Consider the following 25,182-nt stretch of genomic DNA (forward strand, 5'->3'; position numbering starts at 1 on the left):
CGTCATGGCCGCCGGACGGCCGAAGGGTTGTCGAGGCTCTCCGAGCCTTCGAAGGTCGCGCGCAGATGCAGTGCGGCGAGGATGCGCTCGATCGTGCGGGTCTGTTCGAGCAGACGGTCGATGCCAGCCTGCACCGCGGCGTTGCCCGCCGCGTTGCCGTCGCCGAGCATCTGGTCATAGGCCTCGACTGTCTCGGCGCGCGTCTTGATCGCCTGGAAGGCGGCGAGCGTCGCATCGAGCCGCGTGCGCATCTCCCGGTCGAGTGCCGGCACGGCGCCGCGCACGAAGTCCGACAGCGACGGCCCGCGCACCATGCTGCCGTCGGTGCGGCGGTACTCGCCGAGATAGACCGCGCGCATGCCGACGACGTTGTTGAAATGGCTGTTGTGCGTGTTGTCGGAGAAGCAGTCGTGCTCCTCCTCCGGGTCGTGCAGCATCAGGCCGAGCTTCATGCGCTCGCCCGCCAGCTCGCCGTAGGACAGGCTGCCGAGGCCGGTGAGCATGGCGGTCAGCCCGGCATCCGTGCCGCGCGCGGTCAGCGCCCGCCGCGCGGTGCCGTTGTGGCCCCAGTTCGCGACCATCGCCTCCAGCTCCGCGACCAGCATGGCCGTGACGGTGACGAGGTAGGCGGCGCGGCGGTCCTGGTTGCCGCCCGTGCCGCCCTCCCCGCGCACGAAATCCGTGTAGGGACGGTTGCCTGCGCCGGGCCCGGTGCCGTTGAGATCCTGGCCCCAGAGCAGGAATTCGATGGCGTGCCAGCCGATGGTGACGTTGGCCTCGACGCCGCCGACCTCGTGCAGGCGTCCGAGCACGTCCGCGGTGATGGTGGAGACGTCGATCGTCTCCCCCGCATGGGTGATCTGGCGGGAGGCGATGATGTTGGCGGTGAAGAGCGGGTTCTCGTCGCTGGTCTCGCCGTAGCGTTCGGCGTCGACGTAGTCGATCAGCCCCTCGTCGAGCGGCCAGGCGTTCACCCGGCCTTCCCATTCATCGACGATCGGGTTGCCGAAGCGGAAGACCTCGGTCTGCTGGTAGGGCACGCGGGCGGCTATCCAGGCGCGGCGCGCGGCGGCGAGGGTTTCCTCCGACGGTGCTTCGACCAGGCGTGCGACCGCCTGCTGCAGCGCCTTCGCGCCGGCCAGCGCATCGGCATACATGGCGGCGGCGATGTCGGCGTAGGCGGCGAGCACGGCGCGCTTGGCAGGCTGGGCCCGGGCAAGGGCGGGGGGTGCCGCGGCGCCGGCCAGGCAGGCGCCCAACAGGGCGCGGCGGGTCGTCAAGGGCGTGCTCCTCAAGCGGGACGATCTGGACGCAGACGACCAATCATACGGAGAATGCGAATCGGTCGCAAACCTGCCGCCGCCCGTCCTGGCGCCCTGTCATGGTTTCCAAAGGCCTTTCGGCCTTTGGCGGGGTGGCATGGAGGGGCGGCGCCCCTCCATGCCTTCCGTGCATCACCGTTCCTGCCAGGAGATCGGCGCCCGCACGGCGAAGGACAGGGTGCGGCTGTCAGATCGGCAGCGCCGTCGTGCTCTTCACCCGTTCCATGGCGAAGCGCGAGGTCACCTTGCGCAGGCTCGGCACCTGGGCGGTCAGGCGCCGGTAGAAGGTGTCGAAGGCCTGCATGTCCGGCACCACCACGCGGAGGAGGTAGTCCACGTCGCCGCCGAGCCGCCAGCACTCCACGATTTCCGGCATCTTCGCGACGGTGGAGGCGAAGGTCTCGATCCAGGAGGCGGAGTGGTCGCCGGTCTCGATGGCGACGAAGACGGAGACGCCGAGCCCCACCTTCTCCGGGTCGAGCAGCACGACGCGGCCGGTGATCACCCCTTCCTGCTCCATCTTGCGGATGCGCTTCCAGCAGGGCGTGGGGGTGAGGCCGACTTCCTTGGCGATATCCGCGAGCGACAGGGCGGCGTCGCGCTGGATCAGGCGGAGGATGGCGCGATCGGTTGCGTCAGGCTCGAAGCTACGGGTCACCGGGCAATTCCTTGGCGGATTTCTCGCATCATGTAGTAGAAAAATCTTTCTCTTGCAAGATGTGGTGTCATTGAGAGAACAGACTTCTCTTTCGACGGGATCCTCCTCGCCATGACGCTGCGCCGCGACCTCCTGCTCCGATCCACCCTGCTTGGTGCCCTGCCTCTCCTCCCCCGCCCAGCCCGTGCCGCCGATCCTGGCTGGGCGCCGGATCGAGCGGTGCGCATCGTCGTCCCGGTCGCCCCGGGCGGCAGCCTCGACATCCTCGGCCGGTTGCTGGCCCGGCACCTGACGCCGCGGCTCGGTCAGCCCGTGGTCGCGGAGAACCACCCCGGGGCCGGCAGCAACCTGGCCTTCGAACTCGTCGCGCGGGCGCGTCCGGATGGGCTGACGCTGCTGGTCGGCTCCGACCCGCTGACCATCAACCCGGCACTCTACCCACGGCTCGGCTTCGACCCGGTGCGCGACTTCGCGCCGATCATCGAGGCCGTGCGCGCGCCGCAGGTTCTCGTCGTGAACCCGCGCTCACCGGCGACCGACCTTGCCACCTTCGTCGGTTGGGCGCGGGAGGCCGAAGGGCGGCTCAGTGTCGCCTCCCAGGGCAACGGCTCGATCGGGCATCTGGCCGGGGCGCTCTTTGCACAGCAGGCCGGGATCACCTTCACCCACGTGCCCTATCGCGGCGGCGGGCCGGCCGTGGTGGACCTGGTGGCCGGGCACATCGAGGCGCTCTTCGTCACCTTGCCCGCGGCGATCGAGCATATCCGCAGCGGCCGCCTCCGCGCGCTGGCCGTCACCTCCGCGGAGCGCGCGCCTGCCCTGCCACAGGTGCCGACCATTGCCGAGGCCGGCCTGCCCGGCTTCGACGTGGTGACATGGCAAGGGATTCTGGCGCCGGCGGGCACGCCGCCGGCGGCGATCGCACGCCTCGCGGCCGAGCTTGGTGCGGTCTTGGCATTGCCGGAGGTGGCGGGCGACCTGACGCGGCAAGGCTTCACCGTCACGGCCCATGGGCCGGAGCGCTTCGCCGCGCTGGTGCGGAACGAGGCGGCACGCTGGCCGGGTGTGGTGCGTCGCGCCGGGGCGCGCCTTGAATGAATGCGCCTGGGTGCGCCCTGAATCATTGCGCCGGGGCGCGGGTCGGACAACGGGTCGGGACGAAGGGGGGCGCCACCCCCCTTCGAACCCCCCGCCAAAGGCCGAAAGGCCTTTGGAAACCGAAACCTTGGCGCACGTCGCGGGCGAGGCTGGACAGCATGGGGAGGGACATGATGAAGGGCGCTGGTGACGCGGCGCCGCACCCTGATCGTCGCTTCGCTGACCGCGGGCTGCGCGGCGGGCGGGCCGCGCGCCGCGCCGCCCGTCCTGGGGGCCGAGGCGCTGAAGGTCGCGGCGGAATCCTGGCACACCGACCTCTGCCTCGCCGCGCGCACGGTGCGCGCGGGGCCGCTCGCCCCCTTCGCCGCCGAGGCCCCGGGCGCGCCGACCTTCGCCTTCGGCTTCGGGCTCGAATCCTGGATGCGGGCGGAACGGCCCGGCTCGGGGGAAGCGCTTGCGGCGCTCGGCGGCGGGTCGGCGCTGGTTTCCGTGCGCGCCCTGTCCGGCCCGGTGCCGCCAGGGGCCGAGGAGTCCGTCACCCTGCGCCTGCCCGAGGGCGGACTTGCCGCCATCGTCGCTTTCATCGCCGGCCAGGTCGACCCGCCCCTGCCGCCCGCGCCGCCCTCCGGCGCCTGGCTGCTGGTCCCTTCCCGCCTGCGCTACGCGCCGGACTTCACCTGCAACACCTGGGTGATGCGGGCACTGGCCGTAGCGGGACTGCCCGTCCCCGTCACCGGCATTCGCCTGCGTGGGGCGGCGATGGCGGCGCTCCATGCCGAGGCGGCACGCCAGGCCGCCACAGGCCGAGGATCGGATGCCGCGACCCTGCCATGCAGCCCTTGCGCGGGAATCCCGTGAGCTGCCGGGCTAAACGGCCGTCCCTTGCCGATCCGGAATATCACCTTTCGGCCATGGTGAAGCCGTTCAGTTGCAACCATCTCGGCGTTCAACACCTTCCAGCCCGCGAATCGATTCCGGAAGCCAAGACCATGTCCATCCGCCGCGAACTGCTGTTGCGCACGGCGCTGCTCCGCCCGCTGGAGCCCCCGCCGGCATGGCCCACGGCACCCCTCGCCGCCGCTCCGCTGCCGGCTGCCGACGCGCCCGTGGCCCCCGCGGTGCATGCGGCATCGGCGCCGCGCCGGGCTTCGACCCGCCGTCCGCGCCGACGTCCCACGCAGGCTTGAGCCGGCGCGTGCCGATGGGGTCTTCCCCCCGGGCGTGCCGCACGCCACATCGCTGCGGATGATCCGCCGTTCCCTGATCCTGGCTCCGTTCCTGCTCGCCGCGCCTGCGCTCGCGCAGCGCGCCGCCGCCCCGCCGCAGGGCCCCGCCCTGACCGAGCGCGACCGCGCCGACCTGGCGCGCGTCGAAGCCTACCTGAACGGCATGACCACGCTGCGTGCGCGCTTCCTGCAGATCGCGCAGAACGGGGCGGCGGCCGAAGGCACCGCCTGGATCTGGCGCCCGGGGCGCATGCGCTTCGAATACGACCCGCCCGAGCCGCTGCTGCTCGTCGCCGATTCCGGCCAATTCCTGATGTACGACCGCGAACTCCGCGCCCCGACGACGCTGCCGACCGGCACCACGCCGCTCGGCATCCTGCTGCGGCGTGAGGTGCGCCTGTCAGGGGATGTCACCGTCACGGCGGTGGAGCGGTCCGGCGGCTTCCTGCGTGTCACGCTGTTCCGCACCTCGGAACCCGGGGAGGGCCGGCTCACCCTGGTCTTCAACCCCGACCCGCTCGAACTGCGGCAATGGGCCGTGGTGGACGCGCAGCGGCGGGAGACGCGCGTCACCCTCTCCCGCATCGAGACTGGCCTGCGCTTTCCCGCCGGCCTCTTCCAGTTCAACAATCCGATGTTCTTCGAACCGGGCGGCTTCGGCGCGCGGCAAGGCGCGGGGAACTGATACCAGCGGCCGCTATTCGCGACCGTTGGCATGAGGCTTTTCGAGCCCTCGGGCGCCGGGCGCAAACCTCCGGTTTTCTCGGCTTCGTCGGACCACATTCGCGGCCTCGGCACGAGTCGAGAACTCGTGCCGCTGGCATGAATCCTCGTCACGGGGGAAGGACGCGTGCGAAGCCGGCACCGGCATGCGGGCCGCGCGCTCGGCGGCGCCACTGGTGCCGCGCCTCGTTGCCAGGGTGAAGCCTTGGCGAGGATGCCGGGCGGCATTGCCCCGCCGGCGGGCAGCGGCGGCGCGTCGCTGCATGGCATCCGTGCAACGCATGCCGGTCATTCATCAAATTCCCACGGAACGCCTTGATCCTGACATGCCGTCGCGGAAGTGTAGCGTTCCATGAGACCCCTCATCGGCATCTCCTGTTGCCAGAAGCCGTTCGGCATCTTCGCCACGCCGAACCACGCCGCTTCCGACAGCTACGTCCGCGTCGTGCGCGGACCGGTGGTCGGCACGCCGGTCCTGCTGCCCGCGGCGGGGGAGGATCTCTCGGGCGAACTCCTGCCGCATATCGATGGGCTGATCCTGACCGGCAGCCGCTCCAATGTGTGGCCGGGCCACTATGACGGGCCGCCGCATGCCGATGGCACGCCCGAGGACCATGAGCGTGACGCCACCACGCTGCCGCTGATCCGTGCGGCGATCGCCGCCGGCGTGCCGCTGCTCGCGATCTGCCGCGGCATGCAGGAACTGAACGTCGCGCTCGGCGGCAGCCTCGACCAGCGCATCCAGGACCTGCCGGGGCGGATGGATCATTCGACCCCGTCCGACCAGCCCATCCCGCGCGTGCGCACCGGCAAGGCCCATGCGGTGCGCATCGACAGGGACGGCGCGCTCGCCGCCATCATCACCCCGCCGTCGCGCCTCGCCGGCCGGCTGGCGGTGAATTCGCTGCACAACCAGGGCGTACAGCGGCTCGCACCGCGCCTGGTCGCGGAAGCCTGGGCGCCCGACGGCACTGTCGAGGCCGTGCGTGTCGAGGGCGCGACGGCCTTCGCTCTCGGCGTTCAGTGGCACCCGGAATACGACTGGGAACGGGATGCCGACAGCCGCGCGATCTTCCATGCCTTCGGGCGCGCCTGCACCACGCGGCGGTTGGCACGCCGCGGCCTCGAGGTTCTTGCCCAGGCCGCCGAATGAAATCTGCCGCCCCCCGGGGGCGGTGACCGACGTCACGGGATGGTCGCGGTTTTGCTTTTGCCTCCGCGGCCTGGGCGGGGTATTCTTTTTTACCGGCCCGCAATAGGCCGGTGGTCGAGCCCCGGTGTCCCCTGCCGGCTCGCCCGACCATTCCGATCGGAATAAAATATGGCGCCCGGTCACCCCCCTGACCGGGCGCTTCTTTTCGCGCGGTCTGCTCGCGAATTCATCGTCCAATACTTGAGCTTGCACCGCGATCCTCATGTGACGACTCATCTGACCGCGGGCGGCGGGCACATGGCTTCCGGGTGTGGCCGGGGGCCTGTATAGACCTATTCCCGTCCAGGTTTCGGAGTTCTCCCCGCATGGTGTCCTATGTCGTCGCCCCGCCCCCGGTCGCCGCGATCCCCGTCAAGGGCAGCGATGCCATGTTTCCCGTCCGTCGAATCTTCTGTGTCGGCCGCAACTATGCCGAGCATGCGATCGAAATGGGTTCCGACCCGACCCGCGAGCCACCCTTTTACTTCGCCAAGCCGGCCGATGCGGTGGTCATCAACGGCGCGGACATGCCCTATCCGAGCGTAACGAAGTCGCTCCACCACGAGATGGAACTCGTCGTCGCCATCGGCGTGGGCGGCAGGAACATCGCCGTCGCCGACGCGCTCAAGCATGTCTGGGGCTATTGCTGCGGCCTCGACATGACCCGCCGCGACATCCAGAACGAGGCCAAGAAGACCGGCCGCCCCTGGGACATGGGCAAGGGCTTCGACCACTCCGCGCCGATGGGTGCGCTGGTTCCGGCTGCCGGCGTCGATCCTTCCAAGGGCAAGATCGAGCTGAAGGTGAACGGCAAGGTCACCCAGACCTCCGACCTGTCGAAGCTGATCTGGTCGGTGCCGGAGGTGATCGCGAACCTCTCCGAACTCGTCGAGCTCGCCCCGGGCGACCTCATCATGACCGGCACGCCGGAAGGCGTGGCCGCCGTGGTCCGCGGTGATGTCCTCGAAGGCTTCGTCGAGGGCGTCGGCGAGGTCCGCACGAAGATCGTCTGATGCCGCGCAAGGCCGCCGCCGGGCGCGCGCCGCTGCGCATCGCCACCTGGAACATCAACAGCGTGCGGCTCCGGCTGCCGCTGCTGAAGGATCTCGTCGCGGCGCTCGAACCCGACGTGCTCTGCCTGCAGGAAACCAAGTGCCCCGACGAGCTCTTCCCGCATGAGGGCGTCGCCGCTCTCGGCTTCGGGCATCGCCTGGTCCGCGGCATGAAGGGCTACAACGGCGTCGCCATCCTCTCGAAGCGACCGATCCTGCTGCGGGAGGACGACCCCGACTGGTGCGGCAAGGGGGATTGCCGCCATCTCGGCGTCTCGCTCGACGCCCCGGGTGGGCCGATCGAGCTGCACAATTTCTACATCCCCGCCGGCGGCGACATCCCGGACCGGGAGAAGAACCCGAAATTCGGCCACAAGCTGGATTTCGTCGCCGAAGGCACCGCCTGGTCCGCGGCCCGCCCGGCAAGGCGCGCGATCATGGTGGGGGACCTCAACATCGCGCCGCTCGAGCACGACGTCTGGTCGCACAAGCAGCTTCTGGACGTCGTCTCCCACACGCCCATCGAGGTCGAGGCTCTGACCGCCTGGCAGCGCGGCGGCGAATGGCACGACGCGCTGCGCCACTTCGTGCCGGCCGACCAGAAGCTCTACACGTGGTGGTCCTACCGCGCGCGCGACTGGCGGGCGGCCGATCGCGGCCGGCGGCTCGACCATGTCTGGGTCAGCCAGGATCTCGTCGGTGGACTCACGCGGCATGCCGTCCTCAAGGATGCCCGGGGCTGGACCCAGGCCTCCGACCACGTCCCGGTCATGGTGGAGATCGCGGCATGAGCAAGGGTGTCTTCGGCAGGCGGGCGCTGCTGCTCGCCCTGGCCGCAAGCGTCGCCGCCTGCGCGCAGCCCGAACCGGAGCCCCCCGTCGTCCTCACCGCGCCCGACCCTGAGCCGGAACGCGTCTACGCGCCGGGACCGATCGCCTGGGCCGAGCTCTCGGACGAACACAAGCGCCGCGCCCAGCAGGGCCTCACCCGGCTGGGCGAGGATGTCCCGGACGAGGAGGCACTGCAGGCGCGCTGGATGGTGATGTCGCCGGCGCAGCAGCGCTACCTGATCCGCCGGCCGCCGCCGCCGCCACGGCCGACCGGGAATTCACGGACACCGGCGCGGGGCAGAGCGCCAGCGCGCCGCAGCGCAGCACCGGCGACGACGACACGGCAGCGGCGGCGGTGAAGTCCGCGGGGCTTCGCCCCTGACCCGACCAGGGCTCCGCCCAGGACCCGGCAGGGGCCGAAAGGCCCTTGCAACCCATCACCAGGCGTTGCGCTCATGGCGCAGCGCGCGGCGGCGGGAGAGGATCGCGCAGACCGCAAGGCCGCCGATGACCGAGACATGCTCGACGGCGACCGTCAGGTCGCGGAAGGCATCCTCACCCTCCTTCGCCCAGAAGGGATGCGCGATCGGCACCGTCAGCACCGTGAAGACGGCGAGAGCGCCTGCCGCCAGCCAAGTGCCGCGGTCGAGGATGATAAGCAGCGACGCGCCGATCTGGACCACCAGCACGACCAGGTTCACCGCCCATCCGGGCTGAAGGCCGAAGCTCTCCATCATCGCCGCATTCTCCCCGAAGTCGAACAGCTTGGCGAAGCCGCCGGTCCAGAAGGCGAAGGTCAGCAGGACGCGCGCCAGGATGTCGAAACTGCGCGAATCAAGAAGCAGCGCGATGAGGGCCGGAAGCGGCCCGCCCGCCTTCCACCACGGACGCGGCGGGCGGCGCGCCGGGCCACGCTGCGGCCGGTTTGCGGTGGCAGGGCCGGGCGTGGCCGGACCATGGCGGGTGTGGTTCATGTCGGCACTCCTTCGCGCGGCGGAGCGCCGCGAGCCGACACCGCCATAGAACCTCGACCATGATTGAGGTCAAGCGGGTTTGGAGCCCCGCCTCGGGCGCGCCGACCCGCCGGCGACCAGGCGGCGCGGGCCCGGCCCTTGGCGCCCGAGTTCGTCTCCAGGGTTGCGCAGCGGGCAGTCCTCGAGGGAGAGGCACCCGCAGCCGATGCAGTTCGTGATCTGGTCGCGGAGCTGCGTCAGGCCGAGGATCCGTTCCTCGAGCATGCTTCTCCAGGCATCGGTGAAGCGGCGCCAGTCGGCGGCGTCCGGCACGTGGTCGTGGGGCAGGTCGGCCAGGGCGTCGCGGATGGTCGCGAGCGGGATGCCGGCGCGCTGCGCGATCCTGATGATGGCGATGCGGCGCAGCACGGCGCGGTGGTAGCGCCGCTGGTTGCCGTCCGTGCGCCAGCCCTCGATGAGGCCCTTGGCGTCGTAGAAATGGACCGTGGAGACGGCGACGCCGCTGCGCCTGGCGACATCGCCCACGGTCAGGGCGTGCCTGAGCTTGCCGTCCGTCATGCCGTCACCCCCTGCCGCGGAAGACGGAACCCCTGAAGTCCCGGTTCCCCAAGGCCTTCCGGCCTTGGGCCGGGTGGTCCGGAGGGGCGGCGCCCCTCCGGTCGCGCTCACCCTTGCTGCCGCTGTTCCCGCCGCCGCCGCCGTGCCCTGCGGAAGGCGTAGGCGAGGTGCACCGCGTACCCGCCCACCGCGGCCCCGATCACCACCCAGGCCAGCGGTTCCACCCAGTGTTCGACCTTGTCGTAATGCTCTTCCAGGAAGAACCCGGCCAGCGCCAGGAAGGTCAGCCAGATCGCCGAGCCCAGCGACGTCCACACGTAGAACACCGTGCGCGGGATCAGCACCATGCCGGCGGGCACCGAGATCAGGGTCCGCACCCCCGGGAACATGCGTCCGAAGCAGATCGCGACCGGTCCCCAGCGCCGCAGCATGTCGGTCGCGCGGTCGAGGTCTTCCTCCTCCACCGCGAACCACTTGCCGAAGCGTGCCACCAGCGGCCGGAAGCGTTCGACGCCGAGCCATCGGCCGAGTTCGTACCAGACGACATTGCCGGCGACCGTGCCCGCGACCGCCGCGACGATCAGCAGCGGCAGGGACATCTCGCCGCGCGCGGCGGAGAAGCCGGCGGCGGCCATGATCAGCTCCGACGGGATGGGCGGGAACAGGTTCTCCAGCACCATCAGCGCGAAGACGCCGGCGAGGCCGCCCGCGGCGACCATGTTCGTCACCCACTCGAACATCTATTCCACCTTGAACAGCGAGAGCGTGACCCAGCGCCCGCGGACATAATTCAGGCCGGTGACCGAGCCGAGCTCCTTCACCGCCAGTCCCCGTTCGGCCGCAGCCGCGCGGAAGGCGGATTCCTGCCTGTCGTTCACGGCGGCAATGCGGCCGGGGGCCTCGGCGAGGAATGCCGCTGCCGCGGGGCCGTCCCGCAGCAGGCGGATGCCGCCGCCCATGGCGAACTGCAGGGAGGGTTCGTGGTGCCCGACCACACCGAAGCGATCCGCCGGCAGGCCGGGCGCCACGGCCGCCACCTGCACCGCCAGCCGCGGCGAAAGCCACACGGCCTGCATGCGCGGGATCACGCCTTCCATCACCGAGGCATAGACCGGGACCGCCAGGATCGCCCCGGCCAGCGCCGCGCGGGCCCAATGCCCGTCCCGCGCCATGCGGAGCAGCGCCCATGCCATGAACAGCCCGGCGGCGATGCCCAGCACGGCGAAGGGCTCGATGCCGCGTCCCGCGTAGAAGGCCGCGCCCAGGAACACGGCTGGCAGCCCCACTGCCACGCCGGCGAGCGCGGCATTGCCGAGCCAGCGCATCCAGGCCGGTGCCTCCTGGCGGAGCGGATCCATCGCCCAGCGCGCGCCGAGCAGCATCAGCGCCGGGAAGGCGGGCAGCGTGTAGTGAGGCAGCTTGGTTGCCACCGCCTCGAACAGCAGCCAGGTCGGCACCGCCCAGGCGAGCAGGAAGCGCACCGGCGCCTGCATCCGGTCCGCCCATGAGCCCGGCAGGCTGCGCAGCACGATCCAGGCGGAAGGGAAGGCGGTGATGCCGAAGATCGCGGCATACATGCCGGGCGGGCCCCAATGGGCTTCCTCGCCCGAGCCCACCTTGTCCAGCATGTCGCCGCCGATCGCCTCGGCGAAGAAGCGGCCTTCGGTGGCGATGCCGATCGCGACGAACCAGGGGGCGGCGCACAGGACCATCAGCGGCAGGCCCCAGCCCGCGCGCAGCGCCGCCAGCCAGGGCGCGGACAGCCGCCAGAGCGGCGCCCCGGCGGGCCGGTCCATCACCGCGAGAGTGATGCCGGCCAGCAGCGGCACCATCGGCGCGATCGGCCCCTTCAGCAGCACCCCGACCCCGAGCACGGCCCAGAACGCCGCCGCCTGCGGCGCGGTGAAGGAACCCGGCGCCATGTAGGCCCGCCCCATCAGCCCCATCGCCACCGCAACGGCCGCCAACAGCGCGCCATCGGTCTTGGCGATATGCGTCTCGACCAGCAGTACCATGCAGGGGGCGAGCATCGCCGCGGCAACGAAGGCCGCCCGCCGCCCGACCAGCGTGCGGCCGAAGGCGCAGGTCGCCAGCACGGCGATCAGCGCACCGATCAGCGACGGCAGCCGATAGGCCCAGATCGATCCGCGCGCGGGAATGCCGACGGCCTCCAGCCCATGCACCACGGCCGCCTGCGCCCAGTGGATCCCTGCCGGCTTCTTGTTGCGCTCGACCTCGCCGAGGCGGATGCGGACATAGTCGCCGCTGTCCACCATCTGGCGGGTGGCCTGGGCGAAGCGGGATTCGTCCCGGTCGCCGGCGGGGATGGTGAAGAAGCCGGGCAGCCACAGCAGGACGCACAACAGCACCAGCCAAAGGGCCGGCCGTCGCGTCTCGGGCAGCCGGTCGAGGAAAGCAGCAGCGCGCATCGCGCGGGGCGTCTAGCACGCGGAACCGTTGGGTGCCATGAAGGCAGGGCGCCACCCCCGCACCGGGATCCCATGGCAGATGCAGGCATCTGCCATGGGATCCAGAGCCGCCGGGGGGCGTGCGCGCCCCCCCGGACCCCGCGTGAGACATTGAACACCACTGGCCATAAGCCGTTGCCCGGATTGCCGACGCGGAAAGCGGCGCGCGACCTGCTGGACGCAACGCTCGAACAGCGCAAGCCGCTGGAAGACGCCCTCGATCATCTGCCGAAAAGGCTCGACCCGCGCGACCGCGCGGCGGCACACCGCATCGCGGCGACGGTCCTGCGGCGGCTCGGCAGCATCGACGAGATCCTGAGCCCCTTCCTGCGCAAGGAACCGCCGCCGCCGGCGCGCCACGCGCTGCGCATCGGCGCCGCCGAGCTGCTGCTGCTGGACACGCCGGCCCATGCCGCCGTCGCCACTGCCGTCGCGCTGGCGCCGAAGGCCTTCGCCGGCCTGGTCAACGCCGTGCTGCGCAAGGTCGCGGCGGAAGGGCCGGCGGCGCTGGAAGGGCTCGACGCGCCGCGGCTCGACACGCCTGCCTGGCTCTGGTCCGCCTGGCACGCGGCCTACGGTCCGGCGGTGCGCGCGATCGCCGAGGCTCATCGCGGCCCGGCTCCGCTCGACCTAACACCCGCCCCCGGCGCCAGCGTGCCCGAGGGCGCCGAGAACCTGCCCACCGGTTCCTGGCGCATGGCCGCCGGCACCCGCGTGACCGACCTGCCGGGCTTCGCCGAGGGCCGCTTCTGGGTGCAGGACGCCGCCGCCGCCCTGCCCGCCCTGCTGCTGAAGCCGCAGCCCGGCGAGCGCATCGCCGACCTCTGCGCCGCCCCCGGCGGCAAGACGGCGCAGCTCGCCGCTGCCGGCGCGGCCGTGACGGCGGTCGAACGCGATGCCGGCCGCGTGGCGCGACTGGCGGAAAACCTCGCCCGTCTGCGCCTGCCGGTGGAGGTGGTCCGCGCCGACGTCGCCGAATGGACGCCGCCCGAGCCCTTCGACGCCATCCTGCTCGACGCCCCCTGCACCGCGACCGGCACGATCCGGCGCCACCCCGATGTCGCGCATACCAAGCGCGCGCGCGACGTGCAGGCGGCGGCCGAGGCACAGGCGCGGCTCCTTGCAGCCGCCGTGCGGATGCTGAAGCCCGGCGGTCGGATCGTCTTCGCGACCTGCTCGCTCCAGCCGGAGGAAGGCGAGGCGCATATCCCGCGCGCGGCGTCGCTCGGCCTGGTGCACGAACCCTTTGCTGCCGCGGAACTCCCCGGCCTGCCGGAAGCGATCACGCCGGGCGGCTGGCTGCGCACGCGGCCGGACCTGTGGGCGGACCGCGGTGGGATGGACGGGTTCTTCGCGGCGCGGTTCCGGCGCGGCGAGTAGTGCCGCCGAACCTTGCCGATGACCTCATCGGCGAGGTTCAGCGGTATGGCGCGTGGGGCTGGCGGGGCGGCCCCGCGCGAGACCAAGGCTCTGATACCGAGTCAGCCGAGAGGCTGGCCGGCATAAGTCCGGCGCGGGTGCGCCATGGAAGAATCGAGGGGGCCATGCCCCCTCGAACTCCCCCGGCAGGGGACACGGTCCCCTGCACCCGCGGATACCAAGGTGTTGGTCTCCAAAGGCCCTGCGGCCTTTGGCGGGGAGAGTTCGAGAGGGGCAGCGCCCCTCTCGACCACCCCCCTGGGCATCTTCCCCCGGGAATGCTTCCGTCGATCCCTCCAAGCGCAAGGATCCGATGATGCAGCACCTGCCTTCCGACCTCTGGCGTTGGGATGCCACCGACCTGGCCCGCGCCATCCGCCTGCGGGCCGTCTCCGCGCGCGAGGCGGTGCGATCCGTCCTCGATCGCTGCGCGGCGGTGAACCCGGCGCTCAACGCCGTGGTCCTGGTGCTTGCCGACCAGGCGCTCGCCGCCGCGGATGCCGCCGACGCCGCCTTGGCCCGTGGCGAGGAGGTCGGGCCGCTGCATGGCGTTCCGGTCACCACGAAGATCAACGTCGACCAGGAAGGCCTGCCGACCAGCAATGGCTGCGTGCCCTGGAAGGATCTCATCGCGCCGGCCGACAGCGCCGTCGTCGCCAATCTCCGCCGGGCCGGCGCCATCATCATCGGGCGCACCAACACGCCGGCCCTGTCCATGCGCTGGTTCACCGAGAACGCGCTGCACGGCCGCACCCTGAACCCCTGGAGCGCCGCCCACACGCCGGGCGGGTCCTCCGGCGGCGCCTCGGCCGCGGTGGCGGCCGGCATCGGGCCGATCGCGCACGGCAACGACCTCGGCGGATCGGTGCGCTATCCGGCCTATGCCTGCGGCATCGCGGGGCTGCGACCTTCCTTCGGCCGCATCCCGGCCTTCAACCCGACCATGGCGCAGGAACGCCCGATCACGGGCCAGATGATGTCGACGCAGGGACCTTTGGCGCGGCGCATACGCGACCTGCGCCTGGCTCTCGGCCCCATGGCGGCAGGCGATGCGCGCGACCCCTGGTGGATGCCGGCACCGCTGCAGGGCCCGCCGCCGGCGCGACCGATCCGTGTCGCGCTCGCCTGCGATCCCGCCGGAACGGGCGTGCATCCGGCGGTGGCGGACGCGGTGCGCCAGGCCGGCCGTATCCTGGAGGCCGCCGGCTATGTCGTGGAGGAGGTCTCCCCGCCCGGCTTCGCCGACTGTGCCCGCGACTGGGACGCGCTGAGCCACGGCGAGGCCGGCATCTTCATGAAGGAGAACTTCGAGAAGTATGGCGACGAGGGCGCGCAAGCGACCTATCGCTACATGATGGCGCACACGCCGGCGCACGGTCTGGAAGGTTTCCTGCGCACCCTGGCGCGCCGCACCACCCATCAGCGCGCCTGGGCCGCCTTCCTGGCGGAACGGCCGCTGGTGCTGTGCCCGACCTCCGGCGCGCTGCCCTTCCCGCAGGGGCTCGATGTCGCCGGGCAGCAGGGCTTCGACGGCGTCTACCGCGCGCAGCAGGTGCTGCTGGCAACGCCGCTGCTCGGCCTGCCCAGCGTATCCGTTCCGACCGGCACGGCGACGGAGGACGGCGTGGAACTGCCGGTCGGCGTGCAGATCATCGCGCCGCGCTGGCGGGAGGACCTGGCGCTCGACGCGGCAGAGGTGATCGAGGCCGCCTGCGCGATGCCGACGCCGATCGATCCGCGCGGGTGACCGGTTGCGGGGTTGAGAGGGGCGCCGCCCCTCTCAAACTCTCCCCGCCAAAGGCCGAAAGGCCTTTGGAAACCAACATCTTGGTATTCGCGGGTGCAGGGGACCGTGTCCCCTGCCGGGGGAGTTCGAGGGGGCGACGCCCCCTCGATCAACCCCTACCGCTCGCGCGGTCCGAGCACCGCCATCACCGCGCTGACCCGCGCGACGCGCTTCCCATCCGCGAGCATCACGCCCTCGGTGAAGCTGAGGTTGCGACCGAGGCGCGACACCTCCGCCCGCACTTCCAGCCAGCAGCCCTCCGGCGCCGGCGCCAGGTAGTCCACCGTCAGGTTCACCGTCGTCAGGAAGTGGCGTGGCCGACCGTCGCGTTCGCGCATCACCGCCACGGCATGGATCAGCCCGAGATCGGCCAGCGTCGCGATGAAGCCGCCATGCGCCGCGCCGGCCGAATTGCAGTGCCGCCGCTGCAGCCGCAGCCCGAGCGAGACGTGCTGCTCCTCAGGCTTCGACCAGAAGGGCCCGAGTTCCTTCGCATAAGGTCCGCCATGCGTGGCGGGTACGAAGCCTTCGGGCACCGCATCGGGATGCGGGGGATGCGCCATGAGATCGACTCCGTCGTGACCGGCGCGGGCACGAAGCCGCAAGGCGCCATCATCATGCGGCGCGCACCATGGCCGCGCGTCGCGGCACGGGCAAGGCGCACCCCTGGGCAGGTCGCGACGGTGCGCGCAGGATGCCGCGCCGGCCCGACAGCGGCCGACAGAGCAGATCCCGATCAGGCGGAATCACCTGATCGGGTGAGATGCTCGCGCAAGCAAGAGGCTGGAGAGGTTCCCGTGAGCCGAGGCGAACGGCAACCGCTCCAGCGACACGAGGAGAGCCGATGCGGATCGCCGTCCTGCAATTCACCCACGAGACCGTCACCTTCCTGCCCTTCGACACGACGGAAGACGACTTCCGCTACTCCGGTTCCCCGGCTGCCGACGAGGCGCTGCTCTCCACCGATCCGAAGGGCTACATGGGCGGGTTCGTGCAGGTCGCGCGCGAATACGACGGCGTCGAACTCGTCGGCATCGAATCGCCGCTCTGGCCGAAGACCGGCACCGGATCGGGCTGGATCACCAACGAAGCCTTCGAGACCTTTCTCGGCCGCCAGATCGAGGAGCTGACGGCGCGGGGCCCCTTCGACGGCGCCTATCTCGCGCTGCATGGCGCGATGGGCGTGCGCGGCGTGCCGCGGCCGGAAGCCGAGATCGCGCGCCGCGTGCGGCAGGCGCTGGGGCCGAAGGCGCGCATCGTCGCAACCTTCGACCCGCACGGCAACGAGGACGCCGAATTCCTCCGCCACGCCGACATGGCGTTCACGGTGAAGTATTTTCCCCACTACGACATGCACCTGCAGGGAGAACGCGCGGCGCGCATGCTGGTGCGCGCCATCCGCGGCACTTTCGTTCCCACGCACGTCACGCTCAAGCTGCCGATCCTCGCGCCGACCGTGGTGATGTGGACGGGCGCCTCGCCCTGGTCGGACCTGGTGCAGCGCGCGCTGGTCTGGGAAGCGCGCGAACCCGATGTCTTCGTCAATGTCTTCTTCGGCTTTCCCTGGAGCGACGTCCCCGATGCCGGCATGACCTTCCAGGTGCTGACCAACGGCAAGCCCGACCTGGCGCAGCGCATCGCGCGCGACATGGCGGAATGGACCTGGCGGCGGCGGGCGGAGCTGCTCGGCGCGACCAAGGTGCTGCGCATCGCGGACGGCGTCGCGCAAGCGAAACAGGCCGTGGCGGAAGGCCGCGTGCCGGTGGTGCTGGCCGACCACAGCGACCGTTCGGGCTACGCCACCTGGCTGCTGCGGGAGATCCTCGCCCAAGGCCTGTCCCGCACGCTGGTTGCCACCATCGCGGCGCCGGAGGCGATCGCGCCGCTGGTCGCGCAGGGTGCGAAGCCAGGTGACAGGGTGGAGGTGGAGATCGGCGGTCGTGTCGATGCCTCCGCCGGCGATCCGGTGCGCATCGCGGGCGAGCTGCTGCTGGTGGCCGATGCCACCACGGCACGCGCGAAGGGCCGCGGGCAGGATTGGATCTGCATCCGCTTCGGCGAGGGCAACGTCGTCGTTCTCAGCCCCTTCCTGGTGCAGATCCTGGAGCCCGACGAGCTCTGGGGCCTCGGCCTGCGCGCGGAGGATTTCGACGTCATCGCCATCAAGTCGCGCGTGCATTTCCGCCGCGGATTCGACGACAGCGGCTTCGCGAAGACGATCCTGCTGGTCGAGCCGGACGAGCCCTTCCTCGGCACCGTGCGGCTGGATGCGCTGCCCTACGAGCATCTCGACCCGCGGGACTTCTACCCCTATGGCGGGCCGGCCGATCCCTTCGCGTGACGCGGGCGGCGGCGCGCGCCGCCGCCCCCTGCGCGGTCAGCCCTTGATCGCCGCGTCGCCCAGCGAGAGCATCAGCCGGTTCGCCCAGTTGAAGAAGGCGGAACCCTGGATGATGTCGGAGATCGCGAGGTCGTCCATCCCCGCCGCGCGCAGGCGCTGCACATGCTCCGGCCCGAAGGTCATCGGGATGGCGGTCAGCGCGACGGCGGCGGCGACGACGGCGTTCCACCGCTCGCCGAGATCGGCGCCGACGCCTTCCGCCAGCAGCTTGTCCACATCGGCTTCGCGCTTCGAATAGGTCGCGGAGAAACGCGCATGGACGGAGGCGCAGTAGATGCAGCCGTTGAGGCGGGACACCGCGGCAGCGGCGAGTTCCCGGTCCGCCCGCGGCGCACCGGCATCGGTGTTGTAGAAGATGTCCTTGTCGGTGCGCGTGCGATGTTCGAGCGCATCCGGGTCGCGCGCCAGCAGGCGGAAGTAGGGCGACTTGGCGCGCGCCGCATCGACCAGGGCGGCGATGTGCCGCTCGGTGAGGTCGGCCTCGGCGATCGGTTCGAGCCAGGGCAGCCAATCGACCTGGTCGCGCGTGAAGACGTTCGGCGCCGTATGGGCCTGGACGGTGTCGGGCATGGCGTGGGTCCCGTGGTTCAGGGCGTCGCGGCCAGCACGCGCAGGCCGGCGACGACGCGGATCTGGAAGGCGAGGAAGGAGACGAGCTGCGACAGCGTGACGATGGCATCCGTCGTCCAGCCGGCCTCGATGAGGGGACGGAAGCGTTCCGCCGCCGCGTCGCGCGGATGGAAGACGAGGAAATGCGCGTGCGCGAAGGCCGCCTCCAGCCGCTTGCCGAGCGCGGCCGCCACCGGCGCGGACAGGGCGAAGACGGGCGCGGGGGTGTCCTCGACACTCAGCGGGCCGGGCGGGAAGCTTCCCTTCGGGCCTTCCGCCAGCGTCTCGGCAACGGCCAGCGCAACGGCTTTGCCCAGCGCGGGCCCGCCATGTTCCAGCAGCCCGGCGGTGTAGTGGGCGCAGGTTCCCTCCGCACGGTGCAGGCCGACGACATAGGCGGCGACGGCGAAGCGCTCGGCGATGCTGACATCGCCGGGCTCGGCGGGCAGCAGCAGCGCGCGGTAGCTCGCCTCGGCATGCGTCCGCGCCGCCGGCCGGCGCGCGCGCGCGGCACCCAGCGGGGAGCCGGGCGCGATGCCGACGAGGGTGTCGATCAGGTCGGTGTCGGGTGCGGTCATCTCTTCATCGTCTCTGTTCGTGTCGTCAGGCGACGCGGCGCGCCGCTTCGGCAGGTTCGCGCCGCCAGCCGAAGGCGGGTGCCACCCCCTCGGCCACCAGCTCGATCGAGCGCAGCACATAGGGATGCGGCGGGTCCACCGAATGCACCTGCACCGCGAGCTCGGTCGCCCGGTCCATGACGCGGTCGGCGCACAGGGATTCGATCACCTCCTCGACGGTCCCGATATGCACATCCATGCGGCGGATGATTTCCTCCACCGGCGGCGGCTCGCCGGTCATGCGGCCGAGGCTCACCATGCGCGCATGGTGGCGGTGCAGCCCGATCTCGGCGAAGCGCATCGCCTCATCCCGCCGGTCGGCGACGAAGACCGAGCGCGAGGCGAGGATGCGCGGCGCGACACCCGGCGGCAAGGCCGCAAGATAGGCGTCCACCATTGGGTCCTGGATGTCGGCGAGCGCGGCATCGGGCGCATCCTTCGGCCGCGGCTGGGTACGCGAGAGCAGCAGCCCCGCGCCGAGCTTCCCAGCCGCGCGCGCGCCGTCCACCGAGAAGGTCGCATACCACAGGCGGTCGAGCAGCGAGGGATGCGCCGGATAGAGCCGATCGCCGCCCTTCAGCGGTTCCCCGCCCAGCGCAGCGACCAGTTCGGCCAGCTTGTCCGCGAAGATCGTCCGCCGGTCGGCATCCTTCAGTCCGAAGGCGGCGAAGGCCTCGGGATTGCCGCCGGAGCCGACGCCGAGCTCGACCCGCCCGCCCGAGATCAGGTCGAGCACCGTCGCGTCCTCGGCGACGCGGATCGGCATTTCCATCGGCAGGGTGACGATGCCGGTGCCGAGGCGGATGCGCGTCGTCATCGCCGCGACCTGGGCGAGCAGGACGAAGGGGGAGGGAAGCCCGCCCTCATTCTCGTGGAAATGGTGCTGGGCGACCCAGGCGCTGTCGAAGCCGCAGGCCTCGGCATGGCGGATCTGCGCGAGCGCGAGGCGATAGCGCTCGGCCGCGCTGCCTTCGTCGAGAATCCTCGAGAAGAAGCCGAGCCGGATCCCAGGTTGCACCGTCATTGCGCCGTCTTCCTTGTCTCGCCTGCGCCGCCCGGGATGGCCGCGATCAGGTCCCGCGTATACTCGTCGGCCGGGGAGTGGAACACCTGCTCGACCGGCCCGGATTCCACCACCCGTCCGCTGCGCATGACCGAGACGGTGTCGGCGATCAGCCGCACCACCGCGAGGTCATGCGAGACGAACACATAGGTCAGGCCCAGTTCCCGCTGCAGCTCCGCGAGCAGTTCCAGGATGCGCGCCTGCACCGTGACATCGAGGGCCGAGACCGCCTCATCCAGCACCACGACGCGCGGGCGCAGCACCAGCGCGCGCGCGATCGCGACACGCTGGCGCTGCCCGCCGGAAAGCGCGGCGGGGGGGCGTGTCAGCACGGCATCGGGCAGGCCGACGCGCTCGATCATGCCGCGCACCAGGCGTTCGCGTTCCGCCTTCGCGACCGGCGCGAAATTCCACAGCGGTTCCTCGACGATGGCGCCGACGGTCTGGCGCGGGTCGAGCGAGGCGAAGGGGTTCTGGAACACCAGCTGCACCTTGCGGCGGAACTGGCGCAGCGCCTCCCCCGAAAGCTGCGCCACATCGGTGCCGCCGACCTCGACGCGCCCGGCGGTCGGGCGCAGGAAGCCGGCGATGCAGCGTGCCGTGGTGGTCTTGCCGGAGCCGGATTCGCCGACCAGCGCATGGGTCGTGCCGGCGCGCACCTCGAAGCTGACATCGTCGGCGGCGTGGAACATGCGGCCGCGTTCGCCGGCAACCGGATAGGCCTGCAGCAGCCCGTCCACCTTCAGCATGATGCCGGCCGTCGCCGGCACCGGCGGCCGCGCGCGCGGCGTCGCCAGCGAGGGCGCATCGGCGAGGAGCTGCCGCGCATACTCGCTGCGCGGCGCGGCGAGCACCTGGCGCACCGGGCCGGCTTCCTGCACCTGGCCCTGGCGCAGGACGACGACGCGATCCGCACGGTCGGCCGCGACGCCGAGGTCGTGCGTCACCAGCAGCACCGCCGTGCCGTCCTCCCGCCGCAGCTCGTCCAACAGGTCGAGGATACGCCGCTGCACCGTGACGTCGAGCGCGCTGGTCGGCTCATCCGCCACGATCAGGCCGGGCCGCAGCGCGACGGCGATCGCGATCAGCACGCGCTGGCGCATGCCGCCCGAGAGCTGGTGCGGGTATTGCCGCGCGCGCATCTCCGCCGGTTCGAGGCCGACGCGGGTCAGCAGCTCCAGCACCCGCGCGCGGATGCGGGTGCGGTCGCGCTCGCCATGGATCTCGAGGATCTCGGCGATCTGCGCGCCGATGGTGCGCACCGGGTTGAGCGAGGTCGTGGGATCCTGCGGGATCAGGCTGATGCGCGCGCCGCGCAGCGCGGCGAGCTTCCTCTCCGGCCAGCCCGCGATGTCGGTGCCGTCGAGGCGGATCGCACCACGTTCGATCGCGCCGTTCGGCGGCAGCAGGCCGAGCACCGCCTGCGCCGTGGTGGTCTTGCCGGAGCCGGATTCCCCCAACAGCGCCAGCACTTCGCCGGGCGCCACGGAGAAGGAGACACCATCCACCACGCGCCGCGCCGTGCCGCCGCTGACATAGCGGATGGCGAGGTCCTCGACCGCCAGAAGGGGAGCGCTGGCGGCGACGGTCGTCGCCGGCGCGAGGCGCGAGGCGAGATCCACGTTCATGTCCGGCGGGCCCCCAGGCTGCGGCTGATGCGTTCGGTCGAGAGCACGGCGAGCACGACGACCAGCCCCGGCGCGGCGGTGAGCCACCAGGCGGTGGCGAGGAAGTCGCGCCCCTCGGCGATCAGCAGCCCCCATTCCGGGGTGGGCGGCGGCGCGCCGTAGCCGAGGAAGCCGAGCGTCGCGAGCGCGAGGATCGCCGAGCCGAACTGCAGCGCCGCCAGCGCGAGCACCGAGGTCATCGCATTCGGCAGTACATGCCGCCACAGCACCGCGAGGAAGCGCCCGCCGCTGCCGAAGGCTGCCTCCACGTATTCGGCGCGGCGCACGCGCAGCACCTCGGTGCGCGACAGGCGGGCGAAGTGTGCGACCGAGACGAAGCCCACCGCGATCGCCGCGTTGATGGATCCGAAGCCGAGCAGGATGATGACCGACAGCGACAGCAGCAGAGACGGGATCGCCAGCAGCGTATCCACCAGCCGCATCACCGCCGCATCGGTGACGCCGCCGCGCGCACCGGCGAGCAGACCGAGCGCCGTGCCGAACACCAGCCCGACGCTGACCGCGAGGAAGGCACCGAGCAGGGATTCCCGCGCCCCGTGGATCACGCGTGCCAGCATGTCCCGCCCCAGCCCATCGGTGCCGAGCGGATGCTCGAAGCTCGGCGGTTCGAGCTGGCGGCCGGCGATACCGGCCAGCGGATCCTGCCAGGCAAAGAAGCCGGGCACGAAGGCCCAGGCCAGCAATACCGCGACCACCGCCCAGGCCAGCATCAACCCAAGGGGCGGCAGGCGCAGGGCGCGCAGCGGCGCGAGGCCGAGGGTCGCGCCGCTCACGCCGCACCTGCCGGGCGGTTGGCTAGCCGCGGGTCGAACAGCGGCAGCAGCAGGTCCACCGCCAGGCTGATGGTCACGAAGGCGGCGGCGGAAAGCACCACGATCGCCTGCAGCACCGCGACATCCTGGTTCGCCACCGCCTGCTGCGTCATGCCGCCCAGACCGGCGAGGCCGAACACCGTCTCGGTCACCACGGCGCCGCCGAGGAGTTCTCCGAACAGCACGCCGGCCATGGTCAGCGTCGGCGGCAGCGCGTTGCGCGCGACGTGGCGCCACAGCACCCAGGCATGCGTCGCGCCCTTGGCGCGGGCGACGGCGACGAAAGGCTCGCCGAACACCTGGTCCATGTTGCGGATCAGCACCTGCGCGAGCGGGGCGGAGATCGGCACCGCCAGGGTCAGCACCGGCAGGATCAGCTCCTCCCAGGGTTCCGGCGCGATGACGGAAACCAGGCCGAGCTGGAAGGAGAAGACCTGGATCAGCATGATGCCGAGCCAGAAGACCGGCACCGCCACGAAGAAGGACGGCATCGACCGCGCGAAGGCGCGCGCCCATGCGAAGCCGAGCTGGCTGAGCACCGCCAGCGCGACCGCGAGAAGCGACGCCGTGCCGAAGGCCAGCGCGGCGAGCAGCAGGGTGGCCGGCAGGTTCTCCGCCAGCAGCGATGCCACCGGCACGCCGGCGCGGATCGAGGTGCCGAAATCGCCCGAGAGGAAATTGCCGAGCGTGTGCAGGTATTGCTGCCACACCGGCGCGTCGGCGCCATAGGCGATGCGCAGCTCGGCGATCTGTTCCGCCGTCAGCCCCATCTCGGAGCCGAGGAACTTGATCAGCACCGCGTCTCCAGGAAGCGCTTGCAGCAGCACGAAGGCGACGGTGAAGGCCGCCAGCAGCACCAGCAGCGCCTGCCCGAGACGCTGGGCGAGATGCCGGCTCATCGCGCGGCGAGCCAGGTGCCGTAGAAGCTCGGCCGGCCGACCGCCTCGAAACCGAAGCCGCGCACCCGCGGTGCCGCAGCGAAGACCTGCGGTTCCTCGAAGAGCGGGATGACGTAGGCCTTGTCGAGGATGTAGCGCTGCACGTCGCCGGTCAGCGCTAGGCGCTTCGCAGGGTCGGTCTCGGAGGCGATGGCCTCCAGCAGGCGGTTGAGCTCGTCGTCGCGGAAGCTCTGCACGCGCTGGCTGACGCCGCCCGTCTGCAGCAGCGCGTTGCGGGTGGTCGGATAGTAGTTGCTGCGGATCACGTCCGGGTCGGCGCGGCCGACCATGGCGGGGGCGACCGGCGTCTTCGCCGGATCGAGGCTGTCCACCGTGCGGGAGCCGAGATCCCCCGCCATCACGTTGAGCCGCACCCCGACCCGGCTCCATTGCTGGGCGACGAGCTGCAGCGTGTCCTTGTTGCGCGGCTGCGGCGGGGATTCATAGGCGGTCAGGATCAGCTCCCGCCCGTCCTTCTGGCGCACGCCGTTCGGACCCAGGGTCCAGCCCGCTTCCTCGAGCAGCCGCACGGCGAGTGCCGGGTCGTAGGTCAGCCGGTCGGCGAGGTTGACATAGCCCTGCGCCGTCGAGGCGATGACCGAGGTCGCCTTCGGGTAGTTGGGGGAGAAGAGGGTATCCACCACCTCCTGCGCATTGGTGGCGTGCAGCAGGGCGCGACGGACACGGATGTCGGCCACCAGCGGGTTGTCCGGGCGGAAGGCGATGGAATTGTTCACGCCGCGCGTGGAGGGCGCAAAGAGCTGGAAGCCGCGCGAGGTCACGCGGCCCTCGTCATAGGCCTGCACCTGGCGGATGACATGCGCCTGGCCGGAGAGCAGCCCGCCGATGCGCACGCTGTCCTCGCCGCTGACGATGATGCGCACGGTATCGAGCAGCGCGCGGCCCTGGTGCGGGTGCTTCGCCGGGCCCCAGGCGTAGTCGCGCCGCGCGTTCAGCACCAGTTCCCGGCCCAGCACCTGCCGCGCCACCACGAAGGGGCCGGAGCCGATGATCTTCGTCGCATCGCCGAGCTGGTCGAAGGGTAGCGCCAGGGTGGCCGGCGAGACGAGGCCGGAGCCGATCACCGAGGTTCCCTGCAGGAAGCCCGGCGAGGGCGCGCGGAAAGCGAAGCGCACGGTCAGCGGATCGATCACCTCGCTGCGCTGGTAGTTGGTGATGACCTCCGAGACCGGCTGCCGCAGCTCGCGATTGCCAAGGCCGAAGGTGTCGTAGTTCTTCGCCACTGCCGCAGCGTCCAGCGGCGTGCCGTCGGAGAAGGTGACGCCGGGGCGCAGCCTGAAGACGTATTCGGTGGCGTCGGCGTTGACCGTCCAGCTCTCCGCGATCCAGGGCTCGATCTCGAGCGTCTGCGGGTTCTGGTAGGTCAGCTTGTCGGTGATCTGATTGAGCACGCCGCCATTCGGATAGAAGCCGCCGGCGGGCGGATAGAGGTTCGTATAGGTCTGCTGCTCCAGGTAGATCAGCGTGCCCCCTTGGACCGGGGCGCCTTGGGCGGCGGCGGCCCGTGTGCCGATCGCGGCGAGGGCCGGCAGCAGGGCGGGGGCGGCGAGGAGGTGGCGTCGGGTGGGGCGCATGGCGGCTCTCTCGGCAGGGACCAGGACCGGTCGGGAAGACTAGGCAGGACGAAAAACGGCCCGCAACAAAAGGATGATAATTTCCTAGGCAAAATCGCTGCTGAAGATTGGATTGCTCCAAAACTTCGGCATTCTGGAAGAATTTTGCCCATT

Annotated in this window: 24 protein-coding genes; 10 read left to right on the forward strand and 14 right to left on the reverse strand. The window is 71.2% G+C overall.

Annotated elements, in window-relative coordinates; all coding sequences use genetic code 11:
- Positions 1-2: 2 nt before the first annotated feature.
- Together GXW74_RS15245 and GXW74_RS15250 are read right to left on the reverse strand one after the other, a co-directional pair.
- A complete protein-coding gene (locus GXW74_RS15245; RefSeq protein ID WP_246523393.1) occupies positions 3-1,280 on the reverse strand; it encodes an imelysin family protein in 1,278 nt (425 codons plus the stop codon).
- A 229-nt stretch (positions 1,281-1,509) separates the two neighbouring features.
- Positions 1,510-1,980 carry an Lrp/AsnC family transcriptional regulator gene (locus GXW74_RS15250; protein WP_211847369.1) on the reverse strand — a complete coding sequence of 157 codons (471 nt, stop codon included), beginning with the start codon at positions 1,978-1,980 and terminating at the stop codon, positions 1,510-1,512.
- 111 nt (positions 1,981-2,091) lie between these two features.
- On the opposite strand from GXW74_RS15250, the gene GXW74_RS15255 reads away from it, so the two are divergent.
- From GXW74_RS15255 to GXW74_RS15285, 7 genes are all read left to right on the forward strand, one after another.
- Positions 2,092-3,078 (forward strand): Bug family tripartite tricarboxylate transporter substrate binding protein, encoded by a 987-nt coding sequence (locus tag GXW74_RS15255; protein ID WP_211847370.1) that lies wholly within the window; start codon positions 2,092-2,094, stop codon positions 3,076-3,078.
- Between the two features lie 186 nt (positions 3,079-3,264).
- The gene (locus GXW74_RS15260; protein WP_211847371.1) at positions 3,265-3,936 is read left to right on the forward strand and encodes a DUF2459 domain-containing protein; all 672 of its coding nucleotides are present in this window, start codon (positions 3,265-3,267) and stop codon (positions 3,934-3,936) included.
- Between the two features lie 387 nt (positions 3,937-4,323).
- On the forward strand, positions 4,324-4,989 hold the full coding sequence (locus GXW74_RS15265; protein ID WP_211847372.1) for a LolA family protein: 666 nt from the start codon (positions 4,324-4,326) through the stop codon (positions 4,987-4,989).
- A 390-nt stretch (positions 4,990-5,379) separates the two neighbouring features.
- Positions 5,380-6,180, forward strand: coding sequence for a gamma-glutamyl-gamma-aminobutyrate hydrolase family protein (locus GXW74_RS15270; protein WP_211847373.1), 801 nt, complete (start codon positions 5,380-5,382; stop codon positions 6,178-6,180).
- Positions 6,181-6,545: 365 nt separating this feature from the next.
- Positions 6,546-7,232, forward strand: coding sequence for a fumarylacetoacetate hydrolase family protein (locus GXW74_RS15275; RefSeq protein WP_211847374.1), 687 nt, complete (start codon positions 6,546-6,548; stop codon positions 7,230-7,232).
- Positions 7,232-8,062, forward strand: coding sequence for an exodeoxyribonuclease III (locus GXW74_RS15280; protein WP_211847375.1), 831 nt, complete (start codon positions 7,232-7,234; stop codon positions 8,060-8,062). The genes GXW74_RS15275 and GXW74_RS15280 overlap by 1 nt, the downstream gene beginning before the upstream one ends.
- Positions 8,059-8,460 (forward strand): hypothetical protein, encoded by a 402-nt coding sequence (locus tag GXW74_RS15285; RefSeq protein WP_211847376.1) that lies wholly within the window; start codon positions 8,059-8,061, stop codon positions 8,458-8,460. Before GXW74_RS15280 ends, GXW74_RS15285 begins: the two co-directional genes overlap by 4 nt.
- A 78-nt stretch (positions 8,461-8,538) precedes the next feature.
- On the opposite strand, the gene GXW74_RS15290 is transcribed toward GXW74_RS15285, so the two are convergent.
- The 4 genes from GXW74_RS15290 to GXW74_RS15305 all read right to left on the reverse strand — a co-directional run bounded on the left by GXW74_RS15290 (position 8,539) and on the right by GXW74_RS15305 (position 12,062).
- On the reverse strand, positions 8,539-9,075 hold the full coding sequence (locus GXW74_RS15290; RefSeq protein ID WP_211847377.1) for a DoxX family protein: 537 nt from the start codon (positions 9,073-9,075) through the stop codon (positions 8,539-8,541).
- Between the two features lie 69 nt (positions 9,076-9,144).
- The gene (soxR, locus tag GXW74_RS15295) at positions 9,145-9,633 is read right to left on the reverse strand and encodes a redox-sensitive transcriptional activator SoxR (RefSeq protein WP_211847378.1); all 489 of its coding nucleotides are present in this window, start codon (positions 9,631-9,633) and stop codon (positions 9,145-9,147) included.
- Between the two features lie 107 nt (positions 9,634-9,740).
- Entirely contained in the window at positions 9,741-10,373 is a 633-nt protein-coding gene (locus GXW74_RS15300; protein ID WP_211847379.1) for a DedA family protein, read from the reverse strand.
- Positions 10,374-12,062, reverse strand: a complete 1,689-nt coding sequence (locus GXW74_RS15305) for a glycosyltransferase family 39 protein (protein ID WP_211847380.1) — start codon at positions 12,060-12,062, stop codon at positions 10,374-10,376.
- A 72-nt stretch (positions 12,063-12,134) separates the two neighbouring features.
- Between GXW74_RS15305 and GXW74_RS15310 the strand changes: the two genes are divergently transcribed.
- Together GXW74_RS15310 and GXW74_RS15315 are read left to right on the forward strand one after the other, a co-directional pair.
- On the forward strand, positions 12,135-13,481 hold the full coding sequence (locus GXW74_RS15310) for an RsmB/NOP family class I SAM-dependent RNA methyltransferase (protein ID WP_211847381.1): 1,347 nt from the start codon (positions 12,135-12,137) through the stop codon (positions 13,479-13,481).
- Between the two features lie 355 nt (positions 13,482-13,836).
- On the forward strand, positions 13,837-15,267 hold the full coding sequence (locus GXW74_RS15315; RefSeq protein WP_211847382.1) for an amidase family protein: 1,431 nt from the start codon (positions 13,837-13,839) through the stop codon (positions 15,265-15,267).
- 155 nt (positions 15,268-15,422) lie between these two features.
- On the opposite strand, the gene GXW74_RS15320 is transcribed toward GXW74_RS15315, so the two are convergent.
- Entirely contained in the window at positions 15,423-15,869 is a 447-nt protein-coding gene (locus tag GXW74_RS15320; protein WP_211847383.1) for a PaaI family thioesterase, read from the reverse strand.
- A 281-nt stretch (positions 15,870-16,150) separates the two neighbouring features.
- On the opposite strand from GXW74_RS15320, the gene GXW74_RS15325 reads away from it, so the two are divergent.
- Positions 16,151-17,647 (forward strand): M81 family metallopeptidase, encoded by a 1,497-nt coding sequence (locus GXW74_RS15325; protein WP_211847384.1) that lies wholly within the window; start codon positions 16,151-16,153, stop codon positions 17,645-17,647.
- A 36-nt stretch (positions 17,648-17,683) separates the two neighbouring features.
- On the opposite strand, the gene GXW74_RS15330 is transcribed toward GXW74_RS15325, so the two are convergent.
- The 7 genes from GXW74_RS15330 to GXW74_RS15360 are packed head-to-tail and all read right to left on the reverse strand — an operon-like array spanning position 17,684 to position 25,029.
- Entirely contained in the window at positions 17,684-18,277 is a 594-nt protein-coding gene (locus GXW74_RS15330; protein WP_211847385.1) for an alkylhydroperoxidase domain protein, read from the reverse strand.
- A 17-nt stretch (positions 18,278-18,294) separates the two neighbouring features.
- Entirely contained in the window at positions 18,295-18,894 is a 600-nt protein-coding gene (locus GXW74_RS15335; protein ID WP_211847386.1) for a CMD domain protein, read from the reverse strand.
- 25 nt (positions 18,895-18,919) lie between these two features.
- On the reverse strand, positions 18,920-19,957 hold the full coding sequence (locus GXW74_RS15340; RefSeq protein ID WP_211847387.1) for a putative FMN-dependent luciferase-like monooxygenase: 1,038 nt from the start codon (positions 19,955-19,957) through the stop codon (positions 18,920-18,922).
- On the reverse strand, positions 19,954-21,618 hold the full coding sequence (locus GXW74_RS15345; protein ID WP_338148248.1) for an ABC transporter ATP-binding protein: 1,665 nt from the start codon (positions 21,616-21,618) through the stop codon (positions 19,954-19,956). The genes GXW74_RS15340 and GXW74_RS15345 overlap by 4 nt, the downstream gene beginning before the upstream one ends.
- Before the next feature lie 2 nt (positions 21,619-21,620).
- Positions 21,621-22,457, reverse strand: coding sequence for an ABC transporter permease (locus GXW74_RS28645; RefSeq protein ID WP_211847389.1), 837 nt, complete (start codon positions 22,455-22,457; stop codon positions 21,621-21,623).
- On the reverse strand, positions 22,454-23,395 hold the full coding sequence (locus GXW74_RS15355; RefSeq protein WP_211847390.1) for an ABC transporter permease: 942 nt from the start codon (positions 23,393-23,395) through the stop codon (positions 22,454-22,456). The genes GXW74_RS28645 and GXW74_RS15355 overlap by 4 nt, the downstream gene beginning before the upstream one ends.
- Positions 23,392-25,029 (reverse strand): TIGR04028 family ABC transporter substrate-binding protein, encoded by a 1,638-nt coding sequence (locus GXW74_RS15360; RefSeq protein WP_211847391.1) that lies wholly within the window; start codon positions 25,027-25,029, stop codon positions 23,392-23,394. The genes GXW74_RS15355 and GXW74_RS15360 overlap by 4 nt, the downstream gene beginning before the upstream one ends.
- Positions 25,030-25,182 lie beyond the last annotated feature (153 nt).

Source organism: Neoroseomonas eburnea (assembly GCF_018129005.1).
Classification (GTDB): domain Bacteria; phylum Pseudomonadota; class Alphaproteobacteria; order Acetobacterales; family Acetobacteraceae; genus Neoroseomonas; species Neoroseomonas eburnea.

Coding starts and splice junctions, on each gene's coding strand:
- GXW74_RS15255 (WP_211847370.1), top strand. CDS start 2,092: ATGACGCTGCGCCGCGACCTCCTGCTCCGATCCACCCTGCTTGGTGCC.
- GXW74_RS15265 (WP_211847372.1), top strand. CDS start 4,324: ATGATCCGCCGTTCCCTGATCCTGGCTCCGTTCCTGCTCGCCGCGCCT.
- GXW74_RS15270 (WP_211847373.1), top strand. CDS start 5,380: ATGAGACCCCTCATCGGCATCTCCTGTTGCCAGAAGCCGTTCGGCATC.
- GXW74_RS15275 (WP_211847374.1), top strand. CDS start 6,546: ATGGTGTCCTATGTCGTCGCCCCGCCCCCGGTCGCCGCGATCCCCGTC.
- GXW74_RS15280 (WP_211847375.1), top strand. CDS start 7,232: ATGCCGCGCAAGGCCGCCGCCGGGCGCGCGCCGCTGCGCATCGCCACC.
- GXW74_RS15285 (WP_211847376.1), top strand. CDS start 8,059: ATGAGCAAGGGTGTCTTCGGCAGGCGGGCGCTGCTGCTCGCCCTGGCC.
- GXW74_RS15290 (WP_211847377.1), bottom strand. CDS start 9,075: ATGAACCACACCCGCCATGGTCCGGCCACGCCCGGCCCTGCCACCGCA.
- soxR (WP_211847378.1), bottom strand. CDS start 9,633: ATGACGGACGGCAAGCTCAGGCACGCCCTGACCGTGGGCGATGTCGCC.
- GXW74_RS15300 (WP_211847379.1), bottom strand. CDS start 10,373: ATGTTCGAGTGGGTGACGAACATGGTCGCCGCGGGCGGCCTCGCCGGC.
- GXW74_RS15305 (WP_211847380.1), bottom strand. CDS start 12,062: ATGCGCGCTGCTGCTTTCCTCGACCGGCTGCCCGAGACGCGACGGCCG.
- GXW74_RS15310 (WP_211847381.1), top strand. CDS start 12,135: ATGGCAGATGCAGGCATCTGCCATGGGATCCAGAGCCGCCGGGGGGCG.
- GXW74_RS15315 (WP_211847382.1), top strand. CDS start 13,837: ATGCAGCACCTGCCTTCCGACCTCTGGCGTTGGGATGCCACCGACCTG.
- GXW74_RS15320 (WP_211847383.1), bottom strand. CDS start 15,869: ATGGCGCATCCCCCGCATCCCGATGCGGTGCCCGAAGGCTTCGTACCC.
- GXW74_RS15325 (WP_211847384.1), top strand. CDS start 16,151: ATGCGGATCGCCGTCCTGCAATTCACCCACGAGACCGTCACCTTCCTG.
- GXW74_RS15330 (WP_211847385.1), bottom strand. CDS start 18,277: ATGCCCGACACCGTCCAGGCCCATACGGCGCCGAACGTCTTCACGCGC.
- GXW74_RS15335 (WP_211847386.1), bottom strand. CDS start 18,894: ATGACCGCACCCGACACCGACCTGATCGACACCCTCGTCGGCATCGCG.
- GXW74_RS15340 (WP_211847387.1), bottom strand. CDS start 19,957: ATGACGGTGCAACCTGGGATCCGGCTCGGCTTCTTCTCGAGGATTCTC.
- GXW74_RS15355 (WP_211847390.1), bottom strand. CDS start 23,395: ATGAGCCGGCATCTCGCCCAGCGTCTCGGGCAGGCGCTGCTGGTGCTG.
- GXW74_RS15360 (WP_211847391.1), bottom strand. CDS start 25,029: ATGCGCCCCACCCGACGCCACCTCCTCGCCGCCCCCGCCCTGCTGCCG.